The sequence below is a fragment of the Paracandidimonas lactea genome (assembly GCF_021653995.1).
Lineage (GTDB): Bacteria > Pseudomonadota > Gammaproteobacteria > Burkholderiales > Burkholderiaceae_B > Allopusillimonas > Allopusillimonas lactea.
The window spans coordinates 119,031-142,502 of sequence record NZ_JAJJOZ010000001.1; the positions used below are offsets into that span (position 1 = coordinate 119,031).

Below are 23,472 nucleotides of genomic sequence, written 5' to 3' on the forward strand. Positions count from 1 at the left end.
GGGAGACAATATGCAGTACAAAAATATCGATCTGACCGTTCAGAATGACGTCGCGCGCATCACGTTGAATCGGCCCGACAAGCTGAACAGCTTTACGCAGGCCATGCACGAGGAGCTGGTCGACGCTCTGGATCGCCTCGCGGCGGAGCCGCCGCGTGTGCTGGTCATTACCGGTTCCGGTCGCGGGTTTTGCGCCGGCCAGGACTTGTCGGAGCGGCAGCCTCAGTCGGGCCAGCGCGTGGATCTGGGCGAAACCGTGCAGAAATGGTACGCGCCGCTGGTTCGTCGCCTGCGCGCGTTCCCCGCACCTGTGGTGGTGGGGGTCAACGGGGTTGCGGCGGGTGCGGGCGCCAATGTGGCGCTGGCTGGCGATATTGTCATCGCCAAGGCATCGGCCAGCTTTATCCAGCCATTCTGCAAGCTGGGCTTGATTCCAGATACAGGCGGCACGTATATGCTGCCCCGGCTGGTGGGGCGTGCGCGCGCGCTGGGCCTGGCGCTGCTCGGCGACAAGCTGGACGCGCAGCGGGCGGCCGACTGGGGCCTGATCTGGGAAGCGGTGCCTGATAGCGAATTCGATGCCCGGCTCGATGCCCTGGCCCGCCATTTCGCGGCGGCGCCCACCAAAGGGCTGGTCTATACCCGGCGCGCCATCGAGCAAAGCCTGGACAACACGCTCGATGCGCAGCTGGATCTTGAAGGCGCCATGATGCGCGAGCTCGGCGCCAGCGACGATTACGCGGAAGGGGTGGCTGCGTTTCTTGAGAAGCGGGCGCCTGTATTCAAGGGGAAATAATGACGCTCACATCCAGCAGCCGCCATACGGACGACATGTCGAATGCGGGAGGCGGAACCGTGCCCAAGACAGCCGAGATGCCTACGCAGTCTGGTAATGGCTCGCCCGCGGCCGCAGGCTGCGTGTTGCCCAACGATCCCCAGGCATTGGCGGAACTGGCCGCTCGAACCATGTACGAAAACGATCCAGCCTCGCAGGCACTGGGGGCGGTCGTGGACCGCGTCGGACCGGGGCGGGCGGAGATGTCCATGACGGTGCGGCGAGACATGTTGAATGGCCACGGCACCTGTCACGGCGGCTTTATCTTCGCCCTGGCCGACAGCGCCTTTGCCTTCGCCTGTAATTCCCGCAACGACGCAACAGTAGCGTCGGGCGCCACGATCGATTTTCTGGCGCCTGCCTTTGAGGGCGATGTACTCACGGCACAGGCGACGGAGAGCGCGCTGGCCGGGCGTACCGGCCTTTATGACGTCGAGGTGGTTAATCAGCAGGGCCGGCGGATTGCGCTGTTTCGCGGACGGTCTTACCGCATCCGGGGGCAGGTGGTGCCGGGCGAACCCGCGTGACCATTGCATCGGTGCGGCAGCGCAACAACAGAGATCACCTATCGCTGGAGCAGGAGACAAGCATGCTAGCAAAAACAGAGCCCGGACAAGCCGGGCGGGACCCTATCGAACACGCCAGTCGCGACGAACTGCAGGCCGTACAGCTCGAGCGCCTGAAATGGACGCTGCGCCACGCCTACGAGAATGTGCCGCACTACCGCAAGGTTTTTGATGCGGCGGGCGTTCATCCCGACGACCTGAAGCAGTTGTCCGACCTGTCGCGGTTTCCGCTGACCAGCAAACAGGATCTGCGCGAAAACTATCCGTTCGCGATGTTTGCGGTGCCCCGTGAGAAGGTGCTGCGTATTCATGCGTCCAGCGGCACAACAGGACGCCCCACAGTGGTAGGCTACACGGCCCGGGATATCGATATCTGGGCTGAACTCGTCGCACGGTCGATGTGGGCGGCTGGCGCACGTCCGGGCGATATTGTTCAGGTCAGCTATGGCTATGGCCTGTTCACTGGCGGCCTCGGGGCGCACTATGGCGCCGAACGGCTCGGATGCTCGGTCATCCCGATGTCCGGCGGACAGACAGAAAAACAGGTGCAGTTGATTCACGACTTCCAGCCGTCCGTCATCATGGTGACGCCTTCGTACTTCTGCAACATCATGGAGGAAATGCTGCGGCAGGGCATGGAGCCGCGCGACAGCTCCCTGCGTATCGGAATTTTCGGCGCCGAACCCTGGACAGGCCGGATGCGCGAGGATATCGAGCGCCGTGCAGGGATTGATGCCGTCGACATCTATGGCTTGTCAGAAGTGATGGGGCCGGGCGTGGCGATGGAGTGCGTAGAGGCCAAGGACGGCCCGGTTATCTGGGAAGATCATTTCTACCCGGAAATCATCGACCCGCTCACCGGCGAACCCGTGCCTGACGGTGAACCAGGCGAGTTGGTGTTCACCACGCTCACCCGCGAAGCCATGCCGGTTATCCGTTACCGCACGCGTGATCTCACCCGTCTGCTGCCACCCACTGCACGCAGCATGCGCCGCATGGACAAAATCACCGGTCGCAGCGATGACATGCTCATTATCCGCGGTGTGAATCTCTTCCCCACACAGATCGAGGAAATCATCTTGGGCATGCCCGAGCTTGCCCCGCAATACCAGCTTGTGGTCACCCGCGAAGGCAACCTGGATGCGCTTGAAGTCGTGGCTGAGTCGCGGCCAGAGTTTGATGCGCACGACAGCGCCTGGCGAACCGAGGTGGCCGGCCGTCTGCGCCATGCCATCAAGGGGCGCATCGGCATCTCCACGCGGGTCAGCATAGGCCAGAGCGGCCAGGTCGAACGCACCCTCACCGGCAAGGCCAAGCGGGTCGTCGACAAACGCCCTCGCTGAGCACTGCGCCCGTCTCGATGCGTCCGCCAGCGGGCTGCCGCCGCGCGTCGCACGTGTGCAGCGCGGAAGGGTGTCACCAGGCGCGTCATGGGCTCCGATGGCTAAGCCCCGCATGTGTGCGGGGCGGGGTATCATTCCATCTTGAGTAATCGACGATGGTGAGCACATGCAGCCAATGCCTTCCGCCGTTGCAGGCATAGGGTTGGACCTTGTACGGCTGGAGCGCATCCAGCACGTATATGCGCGGCGCGGCGAAAAATTCGTGCGGCGCATACTGGGCAGCGAGGAAATCGAAAAATTCCGCCAACGCTATGCGCGCGACCCAGCGCGTGGCCTGCGCTTCCTGGCGAGCCGCTTTGCCGCCAAAGAAGCGTTTTCAAAAGCGGTGGGCCTGGGCATGCGCAGCCCTATGGCTTGGTCGCGCATGCAAACGCTCAATGAGCCCAGTGGCCGGCCTTGCGTCAAGCTCAGCGAGCCGCTCGCTAGCTGGTATGGCCTGCGTTTCGGCAAGGCGCATGTCTCCATCACCGATGAAACCGATACGGTTGCGGCCTTTGTCGTGATCGAAACTCTGCCCGCCGTGCGCGGCGTTCCGGATAACTGAATGGCTAACGAAATCATCCAGGCGCGCATGGCGCCGGGCCCCGTCATGGTTGACGTGCAGGGCACTACACTCACTGCTCACGAGCGCGACCGTCTACGCAACCCGCTCGTAGGGGGCGTCATCCTGTTCGCGCGCAACTTTGAAAGCAGGGCCCAGCTTACGGCGCTGTGCGGGGCCATCCATGCCCTGCGCAACGAACCCCTGCTCATCGCGGTCGATCACGAGGGCGGACGGGTGCAGCGTTTTCGCACCGATGGCTTTACGCCATTACCTGCCATGTGCCATTTTGGCCAAATGTGGTCGCAGGATTCCCCGGTTGCCATGCGGCTGGCCACAGAAACCGGCTATGTACTGGGCGCCGAGCTGCGCGCCTGTGGTGTCGATCTGAGCTTTACGCCCGTGCTGGATCTGGACTACGGCGTCAGCGAAGTGATCGGAACGCGTGCTTTTCACCGCGATCCGCGTGTGGTTACCATGCTGGCCCGCGCGCTTATTCATGGGCTGATGCTCAGCGGCATGGCCGCCTGCGGCAAGCATTTCCCAGGGCATGGCGCCGTAACGGCCGATTCGCACCACGAGATCCCGATCGACGACCGCGGCTTCGAGCAAATCATGCAGGAAGATGCCGCCCCCTATGGCTGGCTGGGCGACATGGTTCTGCCGTCGGTCATGCCGGCCCATGTCATTTACCGCAAGGTTGATCCCAATCCTGCGGGGTTCTCGTCGCACTGGATCAAACAGGTGCTGCGCCGTGACCTTGGCTACGATGGCGTCGTGTTTTCCGACGACTTGACCATGGAAGGCGCCACGGTGGCGGGTGACATTCTCGCCCGGGCACAGGCGGCGCTGCGCGCTGGCTGCGACATGGTGCTGGTATGCAACCGGCCCGACCTGGCAGATGACCTGCTGGCCAGGCTCGATGTCACGCACAGCCCCGAGTCCGTTGCGCGCATCCGGCGCCTGATGCCGCGCCTGCCCGCACCTGATTGGGATACCCTGCAGGCCGATCCCCGTTATCAGTATGCCCGACGTCTTCAATCTCAAATCGTTTCTGGCTGATCTGCCGCACCTGCCCGGCGTCTACCGTCACATCGACGACAAGGGAGAGGTGCTGTACGTAGGCAAGGCCCGCGACCTCAAGAAGCGCGTCAACTCGTACTTTCAGAAGAATCTCGCCAGCCCGCGCATCGCCCACATGGTGGCGCGGGTGGTGCGCCTGGAAGTCACGGTAACGCGCTCCGAGGCCGAAGCGCTGCTGCTGGAAAACAACCTTATCAAGCGGCTCAAGCCGCGCTACAACATCCTGTTCCGGGACGACAAGTCGTACCCCTACCTGATGTTCAGCGGCCACGATGTGCCGCGCATCGCCTATTACCGCGGCAGCACCAGCGGTAAGGGCCGCTACTTCGGCCCCTACCCCAATGCGTGGGCGGTGCGTGAAACCATACAAATTCTGCAGCGCGTGTTTCGTTTGCGCACCTGCGAAGACAGTGTGTATGCCAATCGCTCTCGCCCCTGTCTGCTGTACCAGATCGGGCGTTGTTCCGCACCTTGCGTGGGCTTGATCTCGTCCGACACGTACCAAGAGGACGTGCGGCGGGCCATACGCTTTCTGGACGGCCATGCCGATGAAGTCCTGCGCGACATCGAGGCGCGCATGCTCAAGGCTTCCGAGGCGCTGGATTTTGAACAGGCGGCGGTGCTGCGCGACCAGATGGGTGCGCTGGCCAAGGTGTTGCAGCAGCAAAGCATGGAAAAAACCGGCGATGACGATGTCGATATCATCGCTGTGGCGGCGGCGGGCGGGCGTTTCTGCGTCAATCTTGCCATGGTCCGTGGCGGGCGCCATCTGGGCGACAAAGCCTTTTTCCCCAGCAATATTCACGAAGACGACAGCGCCGCCGATGTGCTCGCCGCGTTTGTCGCTCAACACTACCCGGACACGGCTATGCCGCCGGTGCTGGTTTGTTCGCACGCCTTGCCTGATGCCGGGCTGATGGCGTTACTGGCCGAGCAGACCGGCAAACGGGCACGCGTGATTACGCGCCCGCAGGGCATGCGCAAGACTTGGCTGGAACAAGCGGTACGCAACGCCGAACTGGCCATGGCGCGGATGCTGACCGAGTCCACCGCGCGGGTCGAGCGCACGCTGGCGCTGGCCACCGCGCTCGATCTCGATACAGACGACGGCGCGCTGGATGCGCTGCACATCGAGTGCTTCGATATCAGCCATACTGCGGGAGAGGCCACCCAGGCCTCTTGTGTGGTGTACGAGCATCACGACATGCAGCCATCACTCTACCGGCGCTACAACATCGCTGGTATTACCCCCGGTGACGACTACGCCGCCATGCGCCAGGTGCTGACGCGGCGCTTTGGCCGCGTTGCCGATGGCCACGCCGAGATGCCAGGCGTGGTGCTCATCGATGGAGGCAAAGGCCAGGTCGAGGTCGCGCGGCAGGTGTTTGCCGAGCTTGGCCTGGATATCCGTACACTGGTGGGGGTCGCCAAGGGGGAAGGGCGCAAAGTCGGGCTGGAAACGCTGGTTTTTGCGGATGAGCGCCCGCCGGTGGCGTTGGGCATCGAATCGGCCGCGCTCATGCTGGTGGCGCAGATCCGCGACGAGGCGCACCGCTTTGCAATCACAGGCATGCGCGCCAAGCGTGCCAAGGCGCGCACCGTATCGCGTCTGGAAGAAATCGAAGGTGTGGGTGCCCGGCGACGCCAACGCCTGCTGGCGCGCTTTGGCGGGTTTTCGGGGGTGGTCGATGCGAGCATCGACGATCTGCGGTCGGTCGAGGGGATTTCCGACGAATTGGCCGAGCGGATCTATCATGCGCTTCGTTAGGGCAGATGGGGTAGTATCTCACTATGCGTCGATTCAAGAGCAACCCTTACTATGCCCCTTAACCTGCCCATTGCCCTGACCTGGCTGCGTATCGCCTTGATCCCGTTCATTGTGGTGCTGTACTACATCCCGGGGGGCTTGGTATCCGAGCCGCTGCGTGATGCAATCGCAGCCATCACATTCATCATCGCGGCCCTGACAGACTGGTTCGACGGCTGGCTGGCGCGGCGCTGGAATCAAACCTCCGCGTTCGGCGCCTTCCTCGATCCCGTGGCAGACAAGCTCATGGTATCAGCCGCGCTGCTGATTTTGCTCGACCTGGGCCGCGTCGATTCATTCATCGCACTCATCATCATCGGTCGCGAGATCACCATTTCGGCGTTGCGCGAATGGATGGCCAAGATCGGCGCGAGCGGCAGCGTGGCGGTCCACCAGTTGGGCAAGTTCAAGACTGCCGCGCAAATGGTCGCCATCCCCTGCCTGCTCTACGCACGTCCGCTGGCCGGTGTGCCGCTCGGCTGGATCGGCGAAGTGCTCATTATCATTGCAGCCATCCTCACAGTCTGGTCCATGTGCTACTACCTGAGCCGCGCCTGGCCTGAAATTCGCTCCAAGTCCGATAAAACCTCTTGACAATGACATGTAGCCGCCATGACCACAGCCAATCCCGCCCTGGAGGGCGTCGCTCCTGACTCCATCACCCTGAAGCGGCAAGACTGGAAGATCATCGGCCTGATCGGGTCGGCGCACGGCTGCTCCCATTTCTTCCAACTGGTGTTCCCCACGCTTTACCTGTCCCTGGCGCAAGAATACGGCTACGACTACGTCAAGCTGGGGTTGCTGGTCTCGATCTTCTTTGTCGTCTCGTGCATCGGGCAGGCCAGTTCGGGTTTTGTCGTGGATCGCATCGGGCCGGCGCCGGTGCTGCGCTTCGGGCTCGGCAGCTTCGTGGTGGCCGGCGTGCTCATCGGCGCATCCAACGGCTATGCCATGCTGGTGCTGGCGGCCGTCATCGGAGGCGCGGGCAATTCTGTCTTTCATCCGGCCGACTTTTCCATCATCAATCATCGTGTCAGCCCCCGCAGGTTGGGGCATGCGTTCAGCACGCACGGGTGGACGGGCAGCCTGGGCTGGGCGCTTACGCCACTGTTCATGGCCACGTTCATTGCCATTGCCAACTGGCGCGTCGCGGCATTCGCAGCGGCGGCGCTGGTGGCTTGTGTGCTGGCGCTTGCCTGGCTGGGCCGCAGCCTGCTTACCGGCAGTGCGCCTGCGCCCACCATCGATGGTGCACAGTCGGGGCCTTCGAACGAAACCGACCTGGCCAGCAAGTCAGTGGGTGCTACGCTGGCTACGCTGCTGGTGCGGCCTGGCTTATGGGGCGCTTTCCTGTTCTTTGCCTGCACATCCATCGCCCTGTCGGCAGTGCAAAACTACACCATACCCATGTTGGGCGGCACCTATGGCATCGACAAAGTGCTGGCCGGCACTACGCTGTCCGCCTATATGCTGGCGGCCGCCGCCGGCATGGCGGCAGGTGGTTTTCTGGCAGGTGCTACCCCCAACAGCGAACGCACGGTGGCCATATCGTTGGTGTTAGCGGGTGGCCTGCTGGTGGTGCTGGCCCTGGGGGTGGTCTCGCCCGTGTTCGCCATGGTGTTGGTCGGGCTGGCAGGGTTTTGTTCGGGGGTGTCGGCACCTTCCCGCGACATGCTCATCCGCCGCGTCGCGCCCAAGGGAGCCACCGGCACAGTTTACGGCCTGGTGTATTCGGGCATGGATGTAGGCTCTTCGCTGGCGCCTGTTGGCTTTGGCTTGCTGCTTGATGCCGGTTTTGGCCGCGGCCCCTGGTACGGTGCCGCCGTCAGTTTTGCGATCGCTGCAGTGCTGGCCATGCTGGTGGGGCGCGCCGCTGGCCGGCCCACCATACCTGCGGGGCAGGCCGCCTGAGCCCCGGTGTTGCCGCGTTTCTGCGGTGCGCGCAATGTTGGCGGCGATAGCCTGTCAGCCCGCCGCCGTCGCTGATGTTCGAAACAATACGGATGCCGCAGGCTGAGCGACTATTGTCGTATCGTGCGCGTATGCACCGGCCCTTGCGGCGTGCTTCCGCGCCAGGGGTTGATGTCCAACCCTCCGCGCCTTGTATAGCGCGCATACACCATCAGTTGTTCCGGCCGACAGGCCCGCATGATGTCGCAATACATCTTTTCCACGCAATGCTCATGGAACTCGGTGTGGCGGCGCAGCGACACCACATACCGCAGCAAGGCCTCGCGATCGATGCGCGGGCCCGTATAACGCACCTGCACGCTGCCCCAGTCGGGCTGGCCGGTGACCGGACAATTTGACTTGAGTAGGTCCGACACCAGTGTTTCGGTGACGCGCGTTGCACCAGGGGCACAGCGCAGCAAATCAGTGCGAGGTGTGTAGTCGGCAATCTCGATATCGGCGCCGTCGATGTTATCGCCCTCGAGAGGTTCGCAGCGTTGGGTGTCGCACCCGCTCAGTGGCGTCAGCGATACCTCGACAAGGCTTCCCGCCGCAGCGCTCAAGTCGCGTACGAGGATGTGCGTCAGTTCGTCAACGCTCTGCATTCGCTCTTCACTGAATGAGTTCAGATAAAGCTTGAACGATTTGGACTCGACCAGATAGGGGCTGGACCAAGGAAATTCGAACCGCCCTATAGCCACCACTGGCTTGCCACGCGGCGTCAGCCACGAAAGTTCATAGGCGTTCCAGATATCGGCGCCATGCCATACGGCCGGGGTATGCAAGGCTTGCCGATTGAGGGCTCGCGCAACCGGAAACAATAACGAAGCGTCATAAGCGCGAGGGTAAGCCACCTCGCGTCCTAGAGGCGCCTGGGTAAACGGAATGTCATGCATTCGAACATTGTACTGCCTGCGACTATTTTTCACATTATGAAAAACGTTGTTCATATCGTGAAATTCCTATGCTGCAATGCGCTTTTAAACATTTCACGAACGGAAAAATAGTTTCACAATGCGGTAAGAAAACCGTAAGAGATTGATTATAAATAATAAAATTATATGTCTTATATAAGACAAAAACCGATATTGCCCCGCAGCATCCGAGTAGACTTTTCCTCAACGGCGACACTTTTTCGCCACCCGGTTTCAAGCTCTATTTTCATCATTGCATTCCACAAAAAGGAAATCATCATGTCTACTCGCGAAAACGAAATCCGTACACTGCAGCGCACTTGGGCTGAAGAGCCACGCTGGCAAGGCATCAAGCGCAGCTATGGCGCCGATGAGGTGATCCGCCTGCGCGGCTCGGTGGCGGTGGAGCATACGCTTGCACGGCGCGGCGCCGAAAAACTCTGGTCGCTGCTGCACACAGAGGATTTCGTCAATGCGCTGGGTGCGCTTACAGGCAACCAGGCCATGCAGCAGGTCAAGGCCGGTCTCAAGGCTATTTATCTGTCTGGCTGGCAGGTGGCCGGGGATGCCAACGGCGCGGGCGAGATGTACCCTGACCAGTCGCTGTATCCTGCCAACTCGGTGCCGCAAGTGGTTCGCCGCATCAACAACGCCCTCACGCGCTGCGACCAGATCCAATGGATGGAAGGCAAGAACCCTGGCGACGAAGGCTATATCGACTACTTTGCACCTATTGTCGCTGATGCTGAAGCCGGGTTTGGTGGTGTACTCAACGCTTTTGAACTGATGAAGGCGATGATTGAGGCGGGTGCGGCAGGTGTCCACTTCGAGGATCAGTTGGCATCGGTGAAGAAGTGCGGGCACATGGGCGGTAAAGTGCTGGTGCCTACCCGTGAGGCGGTGGCCAAGTTGGTGTCTGCGCGCCTGGCCGCCGACGTTATGGGTGTGCCCACGGTGCTCGTGGCGCGTACCGACGCCGACGCGGCCGACTTGGTCACTAGCGATATCGATCCGTCCGATCAACCCTTCATCACTGGCGAACGTACCGTGGAAGGCTTCTACCGCACCCGCGCCGGCATTGATCAGGCGATTTCCCGCGGCCTGGCCTATGCGCCATACGCCGACTTGGTGTGGTGCGAAACCTCCACCCCCAATCTCGAGTACGCACGCAAGTTCGCCGAAGCCATCCATCGTCAATTCCCCGGCAAGCTGCTTTCCTACAACTGCTCGCCTTCCTTCAACTGGAAGAAAAACCTGGACGACGCCACGGTGGCCAAGTTCCAGCGCGAGCTGGGCGCCATGGGCTATAAGTTCCAGTTCATCACGCTCGCAGGCTTCCATGCGCTGAACTACGGCATGTTCGAATTGGCGCACGGCTACGCCCGCCGTCAGATGAGCGCTTTCGTCGAGCTGCAGCAGAAGGAATTCGCCGCGGCCGACCTGGGCTTTACCGCCGTCAAGCATCAGCGTGAAGTAGGTACTGGCTATTTTGACGCTGTGACGCAGACAATCGAAGGCGGTCAATCTTCGACCACGGCATTGACCGGCTCGACCGAAGAAGCCCAGTTCGACCACGACACCCAGAAGGACGGCTTGCGCGTGGCCTGACGCCGCAACGCCAAAAGTGGTTCAAGGCGTCGCTAAGCTGTGCCGGTAGTGGCACGTGTCAGGCGGTCGCCAGAAAGAAAAACGCAGCCAAACTGGCTGCGTTTTTCTTTTTGTCGGCAGATATATGACTATTGCTGAAAGATAATCGACTTTTAGGTAAGATGGGGGCCTTTCGGCAGCGGGCTTCATACGTGCTGCCGGCCACGGCCTGAGCGAACGTTAATTGTTGTAGGCGCGCCACGCAAGGGTTACTAGCGCAGTGGGCTGCCTGTGCGCCTTCATATGGATCAAACACTGACCCCAGGCGTTTGATATAAATCAATACTCAGGTAAACCCTAGGTCATATAGTCTCCGCCATGCGCGCATATTCCATTTTTGCTACACCTCAACAACTGTCGGCAGACGATCGTTTGATTCGCCGCCGCATGCTCGCGCGCATGGGGCTGGCATGGTTGGGCATGATGCAAGTCATGATGTTCGCGTTTCCTGGCTATCTGCGTTCACCTTCCATGGCGCCGGACAATCTTGCATTGCTCGACCAAGCCATCTACATGATGAACTGGATCAGCCTGGCGCTGACTGTGCCGGTTGCGCTCTACTGCGCGTCTCCAGTGTGGCGCGGCGCATGGCGCCAGCTTCGGCGCGGTCACGTCGGCATGGATGTCCCCGTCGCGCTCGGCATTGCCGCCGCCTTCATTCCCAGCGCCCGCGCCACGTTCGCCGGGCACGGCGAAGTCTATTTCGATTCGGTCACCATGTTTGTGGCCTTTCTGCTCACCGCCCGCTACCTCGAGTTATGCGCACGCCAGTCCATCGAGGCAGGCGCCGGCCATGTTCGTATCGAGCAGTTCCGGGCGTCCATATCGGGTCATGCCAACACCTTGGCTTTCTGGTTCGTTGCAGTGCAGCTAGCGCTGGCCTTTATCGTGGGCGCGGTCTGGTTTTACTACGCTCCCGAACGTGCCGTGAGCATCATGGTTGCACTGCTGGTCATGAGCTGCCCTTGTGCCATGGCCATGGCCGCTCCCACCGCGGTCGCTGCTGCACATGCTTCGTTGTCCGCACGCGGCACGCTGCCCGCAGGCGAGCTTTCCTCCCTCGTTGCCGCCACACGCCGTGTGGCGCGCCAGAATCTTTATGGTGCGGTTATCTGGCATCTGCTGATGACGCCACTGGCTGCCGTCGGTCTGGTGGCTCCCTGGGTGGCCGCCATCACCATGCTGGTTTCGTCGCTTGCCGTGGCCGCCAACGCGTGGCGCCTGTTTCGTCGGCAAACTCGCGGGTCGCACCCATCCTGGGCTACGGAGCCTGCCCGGAGCTGAGTTATGTCGGGGTCACTGCTGCTTCTGTTGCCCATCTCGCTGGTAATGGCCGTCCTCATCGGGGCGGCCTTCTGGTGGGCGATCTTTGCGGGGCAGTTCGACGACGCTGGTGACGCAGGCCGGTCCATTTTGCAGGATGACGACAGCACGGCGGCGGCGGGGCAGACGTCGGGCGGCAGGGCAGACATGCCTGGGGATACGCGCCGCTGAGGCGCACTGTTACAAGAATCAAATCGTTGTTGTTTAAATCAATCTGAGGGGAAACTCATGAGCGCTTCTGATACTGCTGGCAAGCAGGTCGAGGTCTTCAATTACGGGGTGGTCCGGCAGTTCACGATCGCCACCGTATTCTGGGGGATCGTCGGCATGGCTGTCGGCGTCCTGATCGCTGCCCAGCTCATCTGGCCGGAGCTTAATTTCAATACGCCCTGGCTAAGTTATGGTCGCCTGCGTCCATTGCATACCAACGGCGTCATTTTCGCCTTCGGCGGTAATGCACTGTTTGCAACCTCGTACTACGTGGTACAGCGCACCTGTCAGGCTCGCCTGTTCAGCGACAAGCTTTCCGCTTTCACCTTCTGGGGCTGGCAACTGGCGCTCGTGGCCGCCGTCATCACGCTGCCCATGGGTTTCACCAGCACCAAAGAGTACGCCGAACTCGAATGGCCGATCGATATTCTGATCGCCTTGGTTTGGGTGGCATACGCCGTGGTGTTCTTCGGCACTATCGCCAAGCGCCGTGTCAAGCACATCTATGTGGCCAACTGGTTCTTCGGCTCGTACATCCTCACCATCGCCGTCCTGCATATCTTCAACAACCTCGAAATGCCGGTATCGCTCTGGAAATCGTACTCAGCCTATTCGGGTGTGCAAGATGCCATGGTGCAGTGGTGGTATGGCCACAATGCCGTGGGCTTCTTTCTCACCACCAGCTTCCTGGGCATGATGTACTACTTCGTGCCCAAGCAGGCCGGCCGTCCCATTTATTCGTACCGCCTGTCCATCGTCCACTTCTGGGCACTTGCGTTCACATACATGTGGGCCGGTCCGCACCACCTGCTGTACACCTCGCTGCCCGACTGGACCCAATCGCTGGGCATGGCGCTGTCGCTGATTCTGCTGGCACCGTCCTGGGGCGGCATGATCAACGGCATCATGACGATGTCTGGCGCATGGCACAAACTGCGCACCGACCCCATCCTCAAGTTCCTTGTGGTGGCGTTGTCGTTCTACGGCATGTCCACGTTCGAGGGCTCGATGATGTCTATCCGCACGGTCAATGCGCTGTCGCACTACACCGACTGGACAGTGGGCCACGTACATTCCGGCGCGCTTGGTTGGGTGGCCATGATCACCTTCGGTTCGTTGTATTACCTGATTCCGCGCCTGTATGGTCGTACGCAAATGGCCAACATGAAGCTGGTTGAGCTGCACTTCTGGGTTGCGACGCTGGGCGTGGTGCTGTACATCGCCTCTATGTGGATCGCCGGTGTGATGCAAGGCCTGATGTGGCGCGCCACCGAAGCTGACGGCACGCTCACTTACAGCTTCGTCGAAGCAGTCAAGGCTACATACCCGTTCTACGCCATACGCTTGATGGGCGGGTTGTTGTTCCTGTCGGGCATGTGCCTGATGGCCTACAACACCTGGATCACGGTGCGCCGCCAAACCAAGGTAAACCCGGCTGTGCCCCTGTACAGCCCTGACGCCCGCGACCCGGCCTTTGTCGGTCCCGCGACGCAAGTGGCTTCGGCTTGAGGAGAAGAAAATGGCCAATAAATCCACGGGTTTTTCCCACAAGCTGATCGAGACTAACGTCGGCCTGCTGATTGTCCTGAGTATTCTGGTGATCTCCTTCGCTGGCCTGGTGCAGATCGTGCCGCTGTTCTTCCAGCACTCCACCACGCAGGCGGTACAGGGTGTCGAGCCCTACGACTCTCTGAGCCTGATCGGCCGCGACATCTACATCCGCGAAGGCTGTGTCGGCTGCCATTCCCAGCAAATCCGCATGCTCAGCTCCGAAGTGCAGCGCTATGGCCCGTACTCGTTGGCTGGCGAATCGCGCTACGACCACCCCTTCCTGTGGGGGTCCAAGCGCACCGGCCCCGATCTGGCCCGCGTGGGCGGACGCTATTCCGACGACTGGCATCGCGTGCACCTGCGCAATCCGCGCGATGTCGTCAAAGAGTCGAACATGCCGGCCTACCCCTGGCTGGCACAGCGTTCGGTCGAGGGTGAAAACGTGCAAGACCGCATGATCGCGCTGCGCAGGCTGGGTGTGCCCTATACCGACGAGCAGATCAGCAAGGCGCCCGAGGCGCTGAAGGGTCGTACCGAGGAAGATGCGCTGGTGGCTTTCCTGCAGGGGCTGGGCGTAGCCGGCCGCGATGCGGCGGCCAAGGCGGTGCGTGAGGGAGCGCTGTGATGCTGGGGATTTTCAACGGGATCGCCACACTGCTCGTGCTGGCGACATTCCTGGGCATTGTTTGGTGGGCCTGGTCCGCGGGGCGGGCCAAGGCCAATCACGAGGCATCCATGCTGCCGTTCGCTCTGCCAGACGAGGCGATAGCCTGCGCGGCGACGCAAAAGAATGAAGGACACAATCATGAGTAATTTCGTCAGCAGTTTCTGGAGCTACTTCATCGCCATCATTTCGCTGGGCGGTATCGTGTTCTGCCTGTGGCTGCTGTTCACGCAGCGGGCCTGGCTGGGCCGTTCGGTGCCGGCGGGTGAAGACACCGGGCACGTGTGGGATGGCGACCTGACGGAGCTGAACACGCCCGTGCCACGTTGGTGGACAGTGTTCTATATAGGCCTGTGCGTGATTGCGTTGGCCATTCTGTTCCTCTATCCCGGCCTGGGCGACTATTCAGGCAAACTGGGCTACACCGCTGCCAAGCAGGTCAAGGCGCAGCAGGAGGCCATGCACGCACAGATCGAGCCTTTGTACGCGAAGTATCGAGAGATGCAGATTCCCGCTATTGCGCAGGATGAAAACGCGCGTCAGATTGGTCAGCGCCTGTTTTTGAACAACTGTGCGCAGTGCCACGGTTCAGATGCGCGCGGCGCGGGCACCTTTCCCAACCTGACGGATAAAGACTGGCTGCATGGCGGCTCACCCGAGCAGATCATGCAAACCATCACCAAGGGCCGCCATGGCATGATGCCGCCCTGGGCATCGTCGGTCAGCCCGGTCGATGCGGCCAACATCGCCAACTATGTCCGCTCGCTTTCAGGCCTGGCCAGCGATCCGCTCAAGGTGGTGCCCGGCAAGCGCGGCTTCGAAACCTACTGCGTCGCCTGCCACGGCATCGACGGCAAGGGTAATCAGGCTGTTGGCGCGCCTAACCTCACAGACAATGTCTGGTTGTTCGGCAGTTCCGAAGCCGCAATCGTCGAAACCATCCTGAAGGGCCGGCAGAACGTCATGCCCGCACAGGAAGGTATCCTGACGCAAGACCAGATCCGCATGCTGACGGCATGGGTCTGGGGCCTGAGCAATCAGGCTGCGGTGGCAGCCAAATAAGGGCGTCACGCCCCCAACCCCGATCATCACATCGAGTAGGTCATGGACAGCGAATCGATCAGCCGCCCGGCGAGCGCGGCCAGGAAAGAAGAAATCCCCGCCTGGAGGCCAGCACAGCTGCCTTCGCCCGGCGGTCCTTCTCCCCAGGTCGAGCAGGCGCTGTCCGAAGTCCGCGGCAAGATTTATCCGCGTTCGGTGACGGGGTACTTTGCGCGCTGGCGCGTCATCATGGTGTTTGTCACACAGGCCATTTTCTATGGCCTGCCGTGGCTGCAATGGAACGGCCGCCAGGCTGTCCTGTTCGATCTCGCGGCGCGCAAGTTCTATATTTTCGGCATGGTCTTGTGGCCGCAAGATGTCATTTATCTGGCGGTACTTCTGGTGCTGTCCGCGCTTGGGCTGTTTCTGTTCACGGCCATGGCGGGCCGCTTGTTCTGTGGCTACGCCTGTCCGCAAACGGTCTACACCGAAATCTTCATGTGGATAGAGCGCAAGGTAGAAGGCGACCGCCTGGCCCGCATCCGCCTGGACGAAGCCCCCTGGTCGTGGCGCAAGTTGCGCATCAAGACAACCAAGCATACGCTGTGGGTGCTGCTCGCTTGGTGGACGGGCTCTACCTTCATCGGCTACTTTGCCCCTATTCGCGAGCTTGGCATGGGCCTGCTCACGTTTACGCTAGGCCCCTGGCAGTGGTTCTGGATGGTGTTCTATTCGTTTGCAACCTGGGGCAACGCCGGCTTCATGCGCGAAGCCGTGTGCAAATATATGTGCCCATATGCGCGTTTCCAGAGCGTCATGGTCGATGACGACACCTTCGTCGTCACGTACGATTACAAGCGCGGCGAACCGCGCGGCGGCCGTTCACGCAAGATCGATCACAAAGATGCGGGCATGGGCGACTGCGTCGATTGCAGCATGTGCGTACAAGTCTGTCCAACCGGCATCGACATCCGCGAAGGCTTGCAATATATGTGTATAGGGTGTGGTGCCTGTGTTGATGCCTGCGATACGGTTATGGACAAGATGGGCTACGATCTCGGCCTCATCCGCTATACCTCCGGGCGCGCCATTACGGACGGCCTGACCCAGAAACAGGTGCGTAAACGGGTGCTGCGCCCGCGCGTGCTCATTTACTGGGCTGTCATGATCGCCATTGCAATTGCCTTTGTGGTCTCGCTCGGCACCCGTACCACGCTGCGCATGGATGTTATCCGCGATCGCGGTGCGTTGGGTCGTGAAGTGCCCGGTGGCATCATTGAAAACGTCTACAGGCTGCAGTTCATCAATACGTCTGAGGCGCCAATTACGCTGAAGCTTGGCGCCAAGGGGGTGGAAGGGCTTTCGATCGAAACCGCCGACACCCGCGGTCAGTCCGTCACGGTCGATGCGGCTTCCAACCGCCTGGTGCCCATCGTAGTGCGGGCGCCGGCGGCCAGCACCCAGCCTGGCCTGCACGAAATCGAGCTGCGCGCCGAGGGTAGCTATACCGAAGGCCGTAATGTGGACGTTGTGGAAAAATCCAGTTTCTTTGTACCGAAATAATGTCTGGGGAGGCTCGTCAGATGTCCAGTTCGCTACGCAATACTACGCAGCAGGCCGCCCCGGACAAGGTGGCGCCGGTCGAGCAGATGGGTGCTCGCCCCTGGTGGCGCGAACCCTGGCCGTGGATACTCATGGCCGGGCCCGCGCTCGCGATCATCGGCTGCATCATTACCATTGCGCTGGCCGTGCAGAATTTCTCTGACCAGGAAATCCGCGATGGCGGAGTCAAGCGCGGTCTGGTGGTGTCCGTGGAAAAGCCAGCCGTGGAGGGCCATCGGGCGCAATGATGGGGCAGGGCGCACTCGTTGTGCGGACGCCACAAAAAGGCAACACGGGTGAGCCTGTACTTGGTAACGACCCCGATGCGCGTGCTGCAATGTGCGGATACACTGATGTCATTACATACCAACGACATTGCATGCCAATGGGAGACACTATGAGAAACCGCACGTGGATGTGGGTGCTGTGGCCTTCGTTTCTGGCCGCCGGGGCGGTCAGCGCCGCCGTGTTCGCCCTGGTTGATCCGCTGGATATCACCTTTCTCGGTTATCTCAACGCAACCCGCCAGCAAGTGTACGCGGGTGGGTTTTTTCTTTTCTGGCTGATGGCGGCCTTGTCCAGCGCGCTTACGCTGCAGATCGCGCCGCCGCGTGCGCCTGAACTCGACGAGTTCGGCGAGCCGCTTCATTACTGAGGCCTAAGGCGGCATCGCTACGGCGGGCATGGCCGTATTGTTGATCCCCGCATGCCGACGCCCTGAGGCGTTGCCGTTTATCGATACCAGGCCCGTGCCAGAGGGCCTAGGGCTGAGTCATGTGGTGCACTCTATGCCGGCCAGCGCATGCAGCGCAGGTAGATCCAGCAGGTGTACCTCGCGTTGGTGGATGCGGATCAGGCCTTCTCGGGCAAAGCGCGAGAACAGACGGCTGACTGTTTCAAGGGTAAGACCCAGGTAATTGCCGATTTCGTCCCGGCTCATGCGCAGCACGAACTCATTGGGCGAATATCCAAGCGTGGAAAGGCGCTGCGATAAATTCACAAGAAAAGCCGCCAGCCTTTGCTCTGAGCGCAAGGCCCCCAGCGACATGACCATCTGATGCGAGCGATTGATCTCTTTGCTCATCAGGCGGCGAAATTGCTGCTGCAGCGTAGGCAGTTGCTGGGAAAGCTGATCCATGTCGCGAATTCGGATAACGCAGACTTCGCTGTCTTCCAGCGCCACGGCATTGGACACGTGCTGGTTGGTGAGCAAGCCGTCCATACCGATGATTTCGCCGGGCAGCAGGAAGCCGGTGATCTGCATGTGTCCCGAGGCGTCTTCCAGTTGTGTCTTGAGCGAACCGAAACGCACGCCATAAACGGCGTCGGCAGGGTCACCCAGATGGAACAGCGTGCCCCCCTTGCTGATCCGGATGCGCTCTTGCACCAGTTCGTCGAGCCGGGCAATGTCTTCGCGCGCCATACCCAGCGGCAGGCAGATATCGCTCAGCATACAGGTCGAACAGCGAGAGGCTTCTGGAGTGATTGAAATTCTTCTTTGCATACAATCGCCCCCCGTGGGCGAACAGTAAAGTTATCAGGCAGGCGCGGCATGAAATGCGGCGCCTGCCGCGGCCGGTACGGGGCAAGGGCCCTGTACGCAATGACCCGCACCCTGATGAGGCAGATCATGCGACCAGAAATTGACCTATGTCAGGGATAGTACCAAATATGTCAGCACTCTACTGTGAACGGTGCTGAAATGTTTGATGCAACGGCGCGGTGCCCCGGTTATAAGCATTAACGCGGGCCTGAAATTTGCCGGCGTGTTCCCTTGAAAAATCGCGTGCCATCCGCACATATTCTGTATCCGAGCTCACGCTCCTTCTCTTTACTGTGAAGAACAAACATGCGATTCGACAAACTTACAACCAAGTTTCAGCAAGCGGTCGCAGATGCGCAAAGCCTTGCTGTTACCAACGATAACCCTTATATCGAGCCCGCGCACGTGCTGGCCGCCCTGCTCGCGGATAGCGCCAGCGGCACCGCCAGCCTTCTGGCGCGCGCCGGGGTGGCTGCCAACCGGCTGGCGCCTGCGGTAAACAACCAGATCAAGAACTTTCCCCAAGTACAGGGTGCTGAAGGCAATGTGCAGGTCAGCCGAGACCTGCAGGCAGTGTTTGCCCGCACCGAGAAAGAAGCAGCCCAGCGGGGCGATAGTTACATTGCCAGCGAGCTTTTCCTGCTGGCACTGGCAGACGACAAGGGTGAAACCGGCCGTATTTTGCGCGAAGCCGGGCTAGAGCGCAAGGCGCTCGAGGCGGCCGTTAACGCAGTGCGGGGGGGCGCCGCGGTGTCCGACGCCGAAGGCGAATCCCATAGAGAGGCCTTGGCCAAGTACACCACCGACGTCACCGCACTAGCCTCCCAAGGTAAGCTCGATCCCGTCATTGGGCGCGACGACGAAATCCGCCGCGCCATACAGATTCTGCAGCGCCGCACCAAAAACAACCCTGTCCTGATCGGTGAGCCGGGCGTGGGCAAGACGGCAATTGTCGAAGGCCTGGCGCAGCGTATCGTCAATAACGAGGTACCTGAAACCCTGAAGGGCAAGCGGGTGCTGTCGCTCGACATGGCATCTTTGCTGGCCGGCGCCAAATACCGGGGCGAGTTCGAAGAGCGCCTCAAGGCAGTCCTTAACGAACTGGCCAAAGACGAAGGCCAGACCATTGTATTCATCGACGAGTTGCACACCATGGTGGGCGCCGGCAAGGCCGAGGGCGCGATCGATGCCGGCAATATGCTCAAGCCCGCGCTGGCGCGCGGCGAACTGCACTGTATCGGCGCCACCACGCTCGACGAATACCGCAAGTACGTCGAGAAAGACGCCGCTCTCGAGCGCCGCTTCCAAAAGGTACTGGTGAGCGAGCCGGATGTCGAATCCACTATTGCCATCTTGCGCGGGCTGCAAGAACGCTACGAATTGCACCACGGCGTGGCGATCACCGACCCGGCCATCGTGGCGGCTGCCGAGCTGTCCAATCGTTATATTACCGACCGCTTCCTGCCGGACAAGGCCATCGACCTCATCGACGAGGCAGCGGCGCGCATTCGCATGGAGATCGACTCCAAGCCCGAGGTTATGGACAGGCTGGACCGCCGCATCATTCAGCTCAAGATCGAGCGCGCAGCAGTCAACAAAGACACCGACGAAGCCTCGCAGCGGCGCCTGAAGGCTATCGAAGACGAGCTTGTCTCGCTGCAGCGCGAGTACAACGACTACGAAGAAGTCTGGAAAGCGGAGAAAGCCGCCGTCCAGGGTTCGCAGGCCATCAAAGAAGAAATCGAGCGTGTGCGTGCCGAAATGTCCGAGTTGCAACGCAAGGGTCAGTTCGACAAGCTTGCCGAGCTGCAGTACGGCAAGCTGCCAGAACTCGAAAACCGCCTGAAAGCGGCCGAAATCGGCAAGCAGCAAGTCGATGCGTCCGACAGGCCACGCCTGCTGCGTACCGAGGTGGGCGCCGAGGAGATTGCCGAGGTCGTTTCGCGCGCCACCGGTATTCCGGTGGCCAAGATGATGCAGGGCGAACGCGACAAGCTGTTGAAGATGGAAGAAGTCCTGCACAAGCGCGTGGTGGGCCAGGATGAGGCGGTCACCCTGGTGGCCGATGCCATCCGGCGCTCCCGGGCGGGTTTGTCGGATCCTGCGCGCCCCTATGGTTCCTTTTTGTTCCTGGGGCCCACGGGGGTGGGTAAAACTGAACTCACCAAGGCGCTCGCCAGCTTCCTGTTCGATTCCGAGGATCACCTGATTCGTATCGACATGAGCGAGTTCATGGAAAAGCACTCCGTCGCGCGGCTTATCGGCGCGCCGCCGGGGTACGTGGGCTACGAAGAGGGCGGCTATCTTACCGAGGCAGTGAGGCGCAAGCCGTATAGCGTCGTGCTGCTGGACGAGGTCGAAAAGGCGCATCCGGATGTGTTCAACGTATTGCTGCAGGTGCTGGACGATGGCCGGCTCACCGATGGCCAGGGCCGCACCGTCGATTTCCGCAACACAGTCATCATCATGACATCCAACCTGGGCTCGCAGCACATCCAGAGCATGACTGGCCAGCCTTACGAGGTGGTCAAGGAGGTCATCTGGAGCGAACTCAAGCAAGCGTTCCGGCCCGAGTTCCTGAACCGTATTGACGAAGTGGTGGTGTTCCATGGGCTCGATGCCACACATATTTCCGCGATTGCCCGGATTCAGCTGCAGCGCCTGGGAGCCCGCCTTGCCCAGAAAGACATGCGGCTCGAAGTGTCGGATGCCGCGCTGGCGCAGCTCGCGCGCAGTGGCTTCGACCCGGTGTTCGGGGCGCGGCCGCTCAAGCGGGCCATTCAGCAGCGCATCGAGAATCCGATTGCTCGCCTGATCCTTGAAGGCAAGTTCGGGCCCAAGGATGTGGTACCCGTCGACTGGGACCAGGACGAGTTCGTGTTTTCGCGCACTCTGCAATAAGGGGTCGGGCCCGCGCCTCGCATATACTGGCGGTTTTACAGGCGCGGCCCGATTCTCCCGCACAGGAGTGCATTCATGTCCCAAGAAGCTTTCATGCGCGAGGCCGTGGCGCTTGCCCGTGCCAACATTGAGGCCGGCGGCCGTCCCTTTGGCGCTGTTCTGGTACGCGATGGTCAGATCATCGCGCGCGCCGCTAACCAGATCAACCAGACCAGCGACCCCACCGCGCACGCCGAATTGCTCGCGCTGCGCGAGGCGGGCGGCAAGCTGGGCACCTCGCGCCTGGACGGCTGTGAAGTTTATGCCAGCGGCCATCCCTGTCCCATGTGTCTGGCAGCCATGCGGCTGGCGGGCATCCGCGCCGCCTATTTCGCATATTCAAACGAAGATGGCGAGCCCTTCGGCATGTCAACTTCTGACGTCTACGCAGAACTGCCCGCGCTGGCGGTGGATGGGTCCGCGCTACTGCAGCCTTTGCGTCCCGCCGGCGAAGAAGGGCTGTATCATGCCTGGTCTGCTCGACAGGTAAAGCATGGCTGAACACGGGGCGAAGCGGCAAAGCCTTCGAAACGGCGAGCACGTCGCGCATGCCGGCGTCCTCGCCTTGATTGTCATCGTTGCCCTGGGCATGAACCTGCGCCCCATCCTTACGACGATCGGGCCCTTGCTGGCGGAAATACGTGCGGATACAGGTCTGGGCTTCCAGGGTGCTTCGCTTTTGACGGCGCTGCCTGTTGTCTGCATGGGGGCGATTGCGCTCGTCCTGCCGTGGATAGACCGCGTTGTGTCCGAGAACCAAGGTATCGTGAGCGGGCTGCTGGCCATTGCCGCTGCATGCCTGTGGCGCGCCTGGCTCGACGGGGGCGGTGCGCTGATCGCCAGCGCCGCGTTGGCGGGCACGGGCGTCGCCATTATCCAGGCGTTGGTGCCAGGCGCCATAAAGCGCTGGTTTCCGCGGCATGTTCCCACTGCCCTGGGGTTTTATTCGGCCTCGCTCATGACGGGGGGCGGCGTCGCTGCCGTGCTGGCCCCGCAGGTCGCGCAATGGTTTTCAAGCTGGCGGGTGGGTCTCGCTGTGTGGGCACTGCCAGCGCTGTTGGCGCTGGCGCTGTGGCTGCGTGGGCGTCCGGCTGAAGTGGTCCGGCCACGAACGGCGGGGCCCGTCCGTCACTTCTTCGGCAACCGGCGTGGCTGGCTGCTGGCGTTTTACTTCGGTTTCATCAACGGTGGCTATACCAGCATGGTGGCGTGGCTGCCGCCTTTTTATCGCCAGTTGGGCTGGAGTGCGCCAGCCAGCGGGGGCCTCATCGGCTTCATGACAATTTTCCAGGTTATCGGCGCGCTGGGCGCACCGGTGTTAATGCGCAGCGGCCCTGACCGCCGCCCCTGGCTGATTCTGGCACTGGCGACACAACTGGTGGGGTTTGTAGGGTTGGTGGCGGCGCCGCAGGGCATGCCTTTGCTGTGGGTCGCGCTGATCGGCTATGGCCTGGGCTCGTGTTTCGCCCTGAGTTTGACGCTGACGCTCGATCACGTGCATGAGTCGCGCGCCGCCGGCAGCCTGGCAGCTTTTGTGCAAGGCGTGGGCTTTATCATCACGGGTATTATTCCGTACATCACGGGCTGGCTGCGTGATACCACCGGCGCCTTCGACGCTTCATGGATTGTGCTTGCCGCTTCGGTGGCGGTAATGATTGCAGTGACGATGATATTTTCGCCGCGAGGGTATCAGAAGGCCATCGGTGCGCCTTGACCGCCGGATATAAGGCCGGCGCGGCGGCGCGCACCCCACAGTCGTTGATCTGATCAGGCTCGTTTTCCAACCCCTAGGCCCGCTTGAACCAGTTGCCGCGGTCGTAACCGGCATTGATGAAGGGAATGCCGTGTTTTT

Annotated in this window: 23 protein-coding genes; 21 read left to right on the forward strand and 2 right to left on the reverse strand. The window is 61.3% G+C overall.

Annotated elements, in window-relative coordinates:
• Positions 1-10: 10 nt before the first annotated feature.
• The 8 genes from paaG to LOL23_RS00580 all read left to right on the forward strand — a co-directional run bounded on the left by paaG (position 11) and on the right by LOL23_RS00580 (position 8,146).
• Positions 11-796, forward strand: a complete 786-nt coding sequence (gene paaG, locus LOL23_RS00545; RefSeq protein WP_160976065.1) for a 2-(1,2-epoxy-1,2-dihydrophenyl)acetyl-CoA isomerase PaaG — start codon at positions 11-13, stop codon at positions 794-796.
• Positions 797-873: 77 nt separating this feature from the next.
• Positions 874-1,362 (forward strand): hydroxyphenylacetyl-CoA thioesterase PaaI, encoded by a 489-nt coding sequence (gene paaI / locus LOL23_RS00550; protein ID WP_160976896.1) that lies wholly within the window; start codon positions 874-876, stop codon positions 1,360-1,362.
• A gap of 62 nt (positions 1,363-1,424) precedes the next feature.
• Complete coding sequence (paaK, locus tag LOL23_RS00555; RefSeq protein WP_237172977.1) at positions 1,425-2,744, forward strand: phenylacetate--CoA ligase PaaK; 1,320 nt, start codon at positions 1,425-1,427, stop codon at positions 2,742-2,744.
• A gap of 166 nt (positions 2,745-2,910) precedes the next feature.
• Entirely contained in the window at positions 2,911-3,348 is a 438-nt protein-coding gene (gene acpS / locus LOL23_RS00560) for a holo-ACP synthase (RefSeq protein WP_160976069.1), read from the forward strand.
• On the forward strand, positions 3,349-4,407 hold the full coding sequence (gene nagZ / locus LOL23_RS00565) for a beta-N-acetylhexosaminidase (protein WP_160976071.1): 1,059 nt from the start codon (positions 3,349-3,351) through the stop codon (positions 4,405-4,407).
• Positions 4,370-6,196 carry an excinuclease ABC subunit UvrC gene (gene uvrC, locus LOL23_RS00570; protein WP_237172979.1) on the forward strand — a complete coding sequence of 609 codons (1,827 nt, stop codon included), beginning with the start codon at positions 4,370-4,372 and terminating at the stop codon, positions 6,194-6,196. Before nagZ ends, uvrC begins: the two co-directional genes overlap by 38 nt.
• Positions 6,197-6,247: 51 nt before the next feature.
• Entirely contained in the window at positions 6,248-6,829 is a 582-nt protein-coding gene (pgsA, locus tag LOL23_RS00575) for a CDP-diacylglycerol--glycerol-3-phosphate 3-phosphatidyltransferase (RefSeq protein WP_160976075.1), read from the forward strand.
• 18 nt (positions 6,830-6,847) lie between these two features.
• Positions 6,848-8,146 carry an MFS transporter gene (locus LOL23_RS00580; protein ID WP_160976077.1) on the forward strand — a complete coding sequence of 433 codons (1,299 nt, stop codon included), beginning with the start codon at positions 6,848-6,850 and terminating at the stop codon, positions 8,144-8,146.
• 110 nt (positions 8,147-8,256) lie between these two features.
• Here LOL23_RS00580 and queF read toward each other — a convergent pair whose 3' ends face one another.
• Positions 8,257-9,072 carry an NADPH-dependent 7-cyano-7-deazaguanine reductase QueF gene (queF, locus tag LOL23_RS00585; RefSeq protein ID WP_237173175.1) on the reverse strand — a complete coding sequence of 272 codons (816 nt, stop codon included), beginning with the start codon at positions 9,070-9,072 and terminating at the stop codon, positions 8,257-8,259.
• Positions 9,073-9,378: 306 nt separating this feature from the next.
• Between queF and aceA the strand changes: the two genes are divergently transcribed.
• The 10 genes from aceA to LOL23_RS00635 all read left to right on the forward strand — a co-directional run bounded on the left by aceA (position 9,379) and on the right by LOL23_RS00635 (position 17,792).
• Complete coding sequence (gene aceA, locus LOL23_RS00590) at positions 9,379-10,707, forward strand: isocitrate lyase (RefSeq protein ID WP_160976081.1); 1,329 nt, start codon at positions 9,379-9,381, stop codon at positions 10,705-10,707.
• A gap of 357 nt (positions 10,708-11,064) precedes the next feature.
• On the forward strand, positions 11,065-12,030 hold the full coding sequence (locus LOL23_RS00595) for a P-type ATPase actuator domain-containing protein (RefSeq protein WP_160976083.1): 966 nt from the start codon (positions 11,065-11,067) through the stop codon (positions 12,028-12,030).
• A gap of 3 nt (positions 12,031-12,033) precedes the next feature.
• The gene (gene ccoS / locus LOL23_RS00600) at positions 12,034-12,240 is read left to right on the forward strand and encodes a cbb3-type cytochrome oxidase assembly protein CcoS (RefSeq protein ID WP_160976085.1); all 207 of its coding nucleotides are present in this window, start codon (positions 12,034-12,036) and stop codon (positions 12,238-12,240) included.
• 57 nt (positions 12,241-12,297) lie between these two features.
• Positions 12,298-13,788, forward strand: coding sequence for a cytochrome-c oxidase, cbb3-type subunit I (gene ccoN / locus LOL23_RS00605; protein WP_160976087.1), 1,491 nt, complete (start codon positions 12,298-12,300; stop codon positions 13,786-13,788).
• 10 nt (positions 13,789-13,798) lie between these two features.
• Positions 13,799-14,455 (forward strand): cytochrome-c oxidase, cbb3-type subunit II, encoded by a 657-nt coding sequence (gene ccoO, locus LOL23_RS00610; protein WP_160976089.1) that lies wholly within the window; start codon positions 13,799-13,801, stop codon positions 14,453-14,455.
• Positions 14,455-14,643: a cbb3-type cytochrome oxidase subunit 3 gene (locus LOL23_RS00615; RefSeq protein WP_160976091.1), complete on the forward strand. Its 189-nt coding sequence runs from the start codon at positions 14,455-14,457 to the stop codon at positions 14,641-14,643. Before ccoO ends, LOL23_RS00615 begins: the two co-directional genes overlap by 1 nt.
• Entirely contained in the window at positions 14,636-15,556 is a 921-nt protein-coding gene (ccoP, locus tag LOL23_RS00620) for a cytochrome-c oxidase, cbb3-type subunit III (protein ID WP_160976093.1), read from the forward strand. Before LOL23_RS00615 ends, ccoP begins: the two co-directional genes overlap by 8 nt.
• Positions 15,557-15,598: 42 nt before the next feature.
• Positions 15,599-17,098: a cytochrome c oxidase accessory protein CcoG gene (ccoG, locus tag LOL23_RS00625; protein WP_160976095.1), complete on the forward strand. Its 1,500-nt coding sequence runs from the start codon at positions 15,599-15,601 to the stop codon at positions 17,096-17,098.
• A gap of 86 nt (positions 17,099-17,184) precedes the next feature.
• On the forward strand, positions 17,185-17,385 hold the full coding sequence (locus tag LOL23_RS00630) for a FixH family protein (protein WP_160976898.1): 201 nt from the start codon (positions 17,185-17,187) through the stop codon (positions 17,383-17,385).
• Between the two features lie 149 nt (positions 17,386-17,534).
• Positions 17,535-17,792, forward strand: coding sequence for a hypothetical protein (locus LOL23_RS00635; RefSeq protein WP_160976097.1), 258 nt, complete (start codon positions 17,535-17,537; stop codon positions 17,790-17,792).
• Between the two features lie 117 nt (positions 17,793-17,909).
• On the opposite strand, the gene LOL23_RS00640 is transcribed toward LOL23_RS00635, so the two are convergent.
• Positions 17,910-18,641: a helix-turn-helix domain-containing protein gene (locus tag LOL23_RS00640; RefSeq protein ID WP_160976099.1), complete on the reverse strand. Its 732-nt coding sequence runs from the start codon at positions 18,639-18,641 to the stop codon at positions 17,910-17,912.
• 345 nt (positions 18,642-18,986) lie between these two features.
• Here LOL23_RS00640 and clpB point away from each other — a divergent pair, with 345 nt between their 5' ends.
• From clpB to LOL23_RS00655, 3 genes are all read left to right on the forward strand, one after another.
• Positions 18,987-21,581: an ATP-dependent chaperone ClpB gene (gene clpB / locus LOL23_RS00645; RefSeq protein ID WP_160976101.1), complete on the forward strand. Its 2,595-nt coding sequence runs from the start codon at positions 18,987-18,989 to the stop codon at positions 21,579-21,581.
• A gap of 75 nt (positions 21,582-21,656) precedes the next feature.
• The gene (locus tag LOL23_RS00650) at positions 21,657-22,121 is read left to right on the forward strand and encodes a nucleoside deaminase (RefSeq protein ID WP_160976103.1); all 465 of its coding nucleotides are present in this window, start codon (positions 21,657-21,659) and stop codon (positions 22,119-22,121) included.
• Positions 22,114-23,334: a CynX/NimT family MFS transporter gene (locus tag LOL23_RS00655; RefSeq protein WP_160976105.1), complete on the forward strand. Its 1,221-nt coding sequence runs from the start codon at positions 22,114-22,116 to the stop codon at positions 23,332-23,334. Before LOL23_RS00650 ends, LOL23_RS00655 begins: the two co-directional genes overlap by 8 nt.
• The last annotated feature ends 138 nt before the right edge of the window (positions 23,335-23,472 follow it).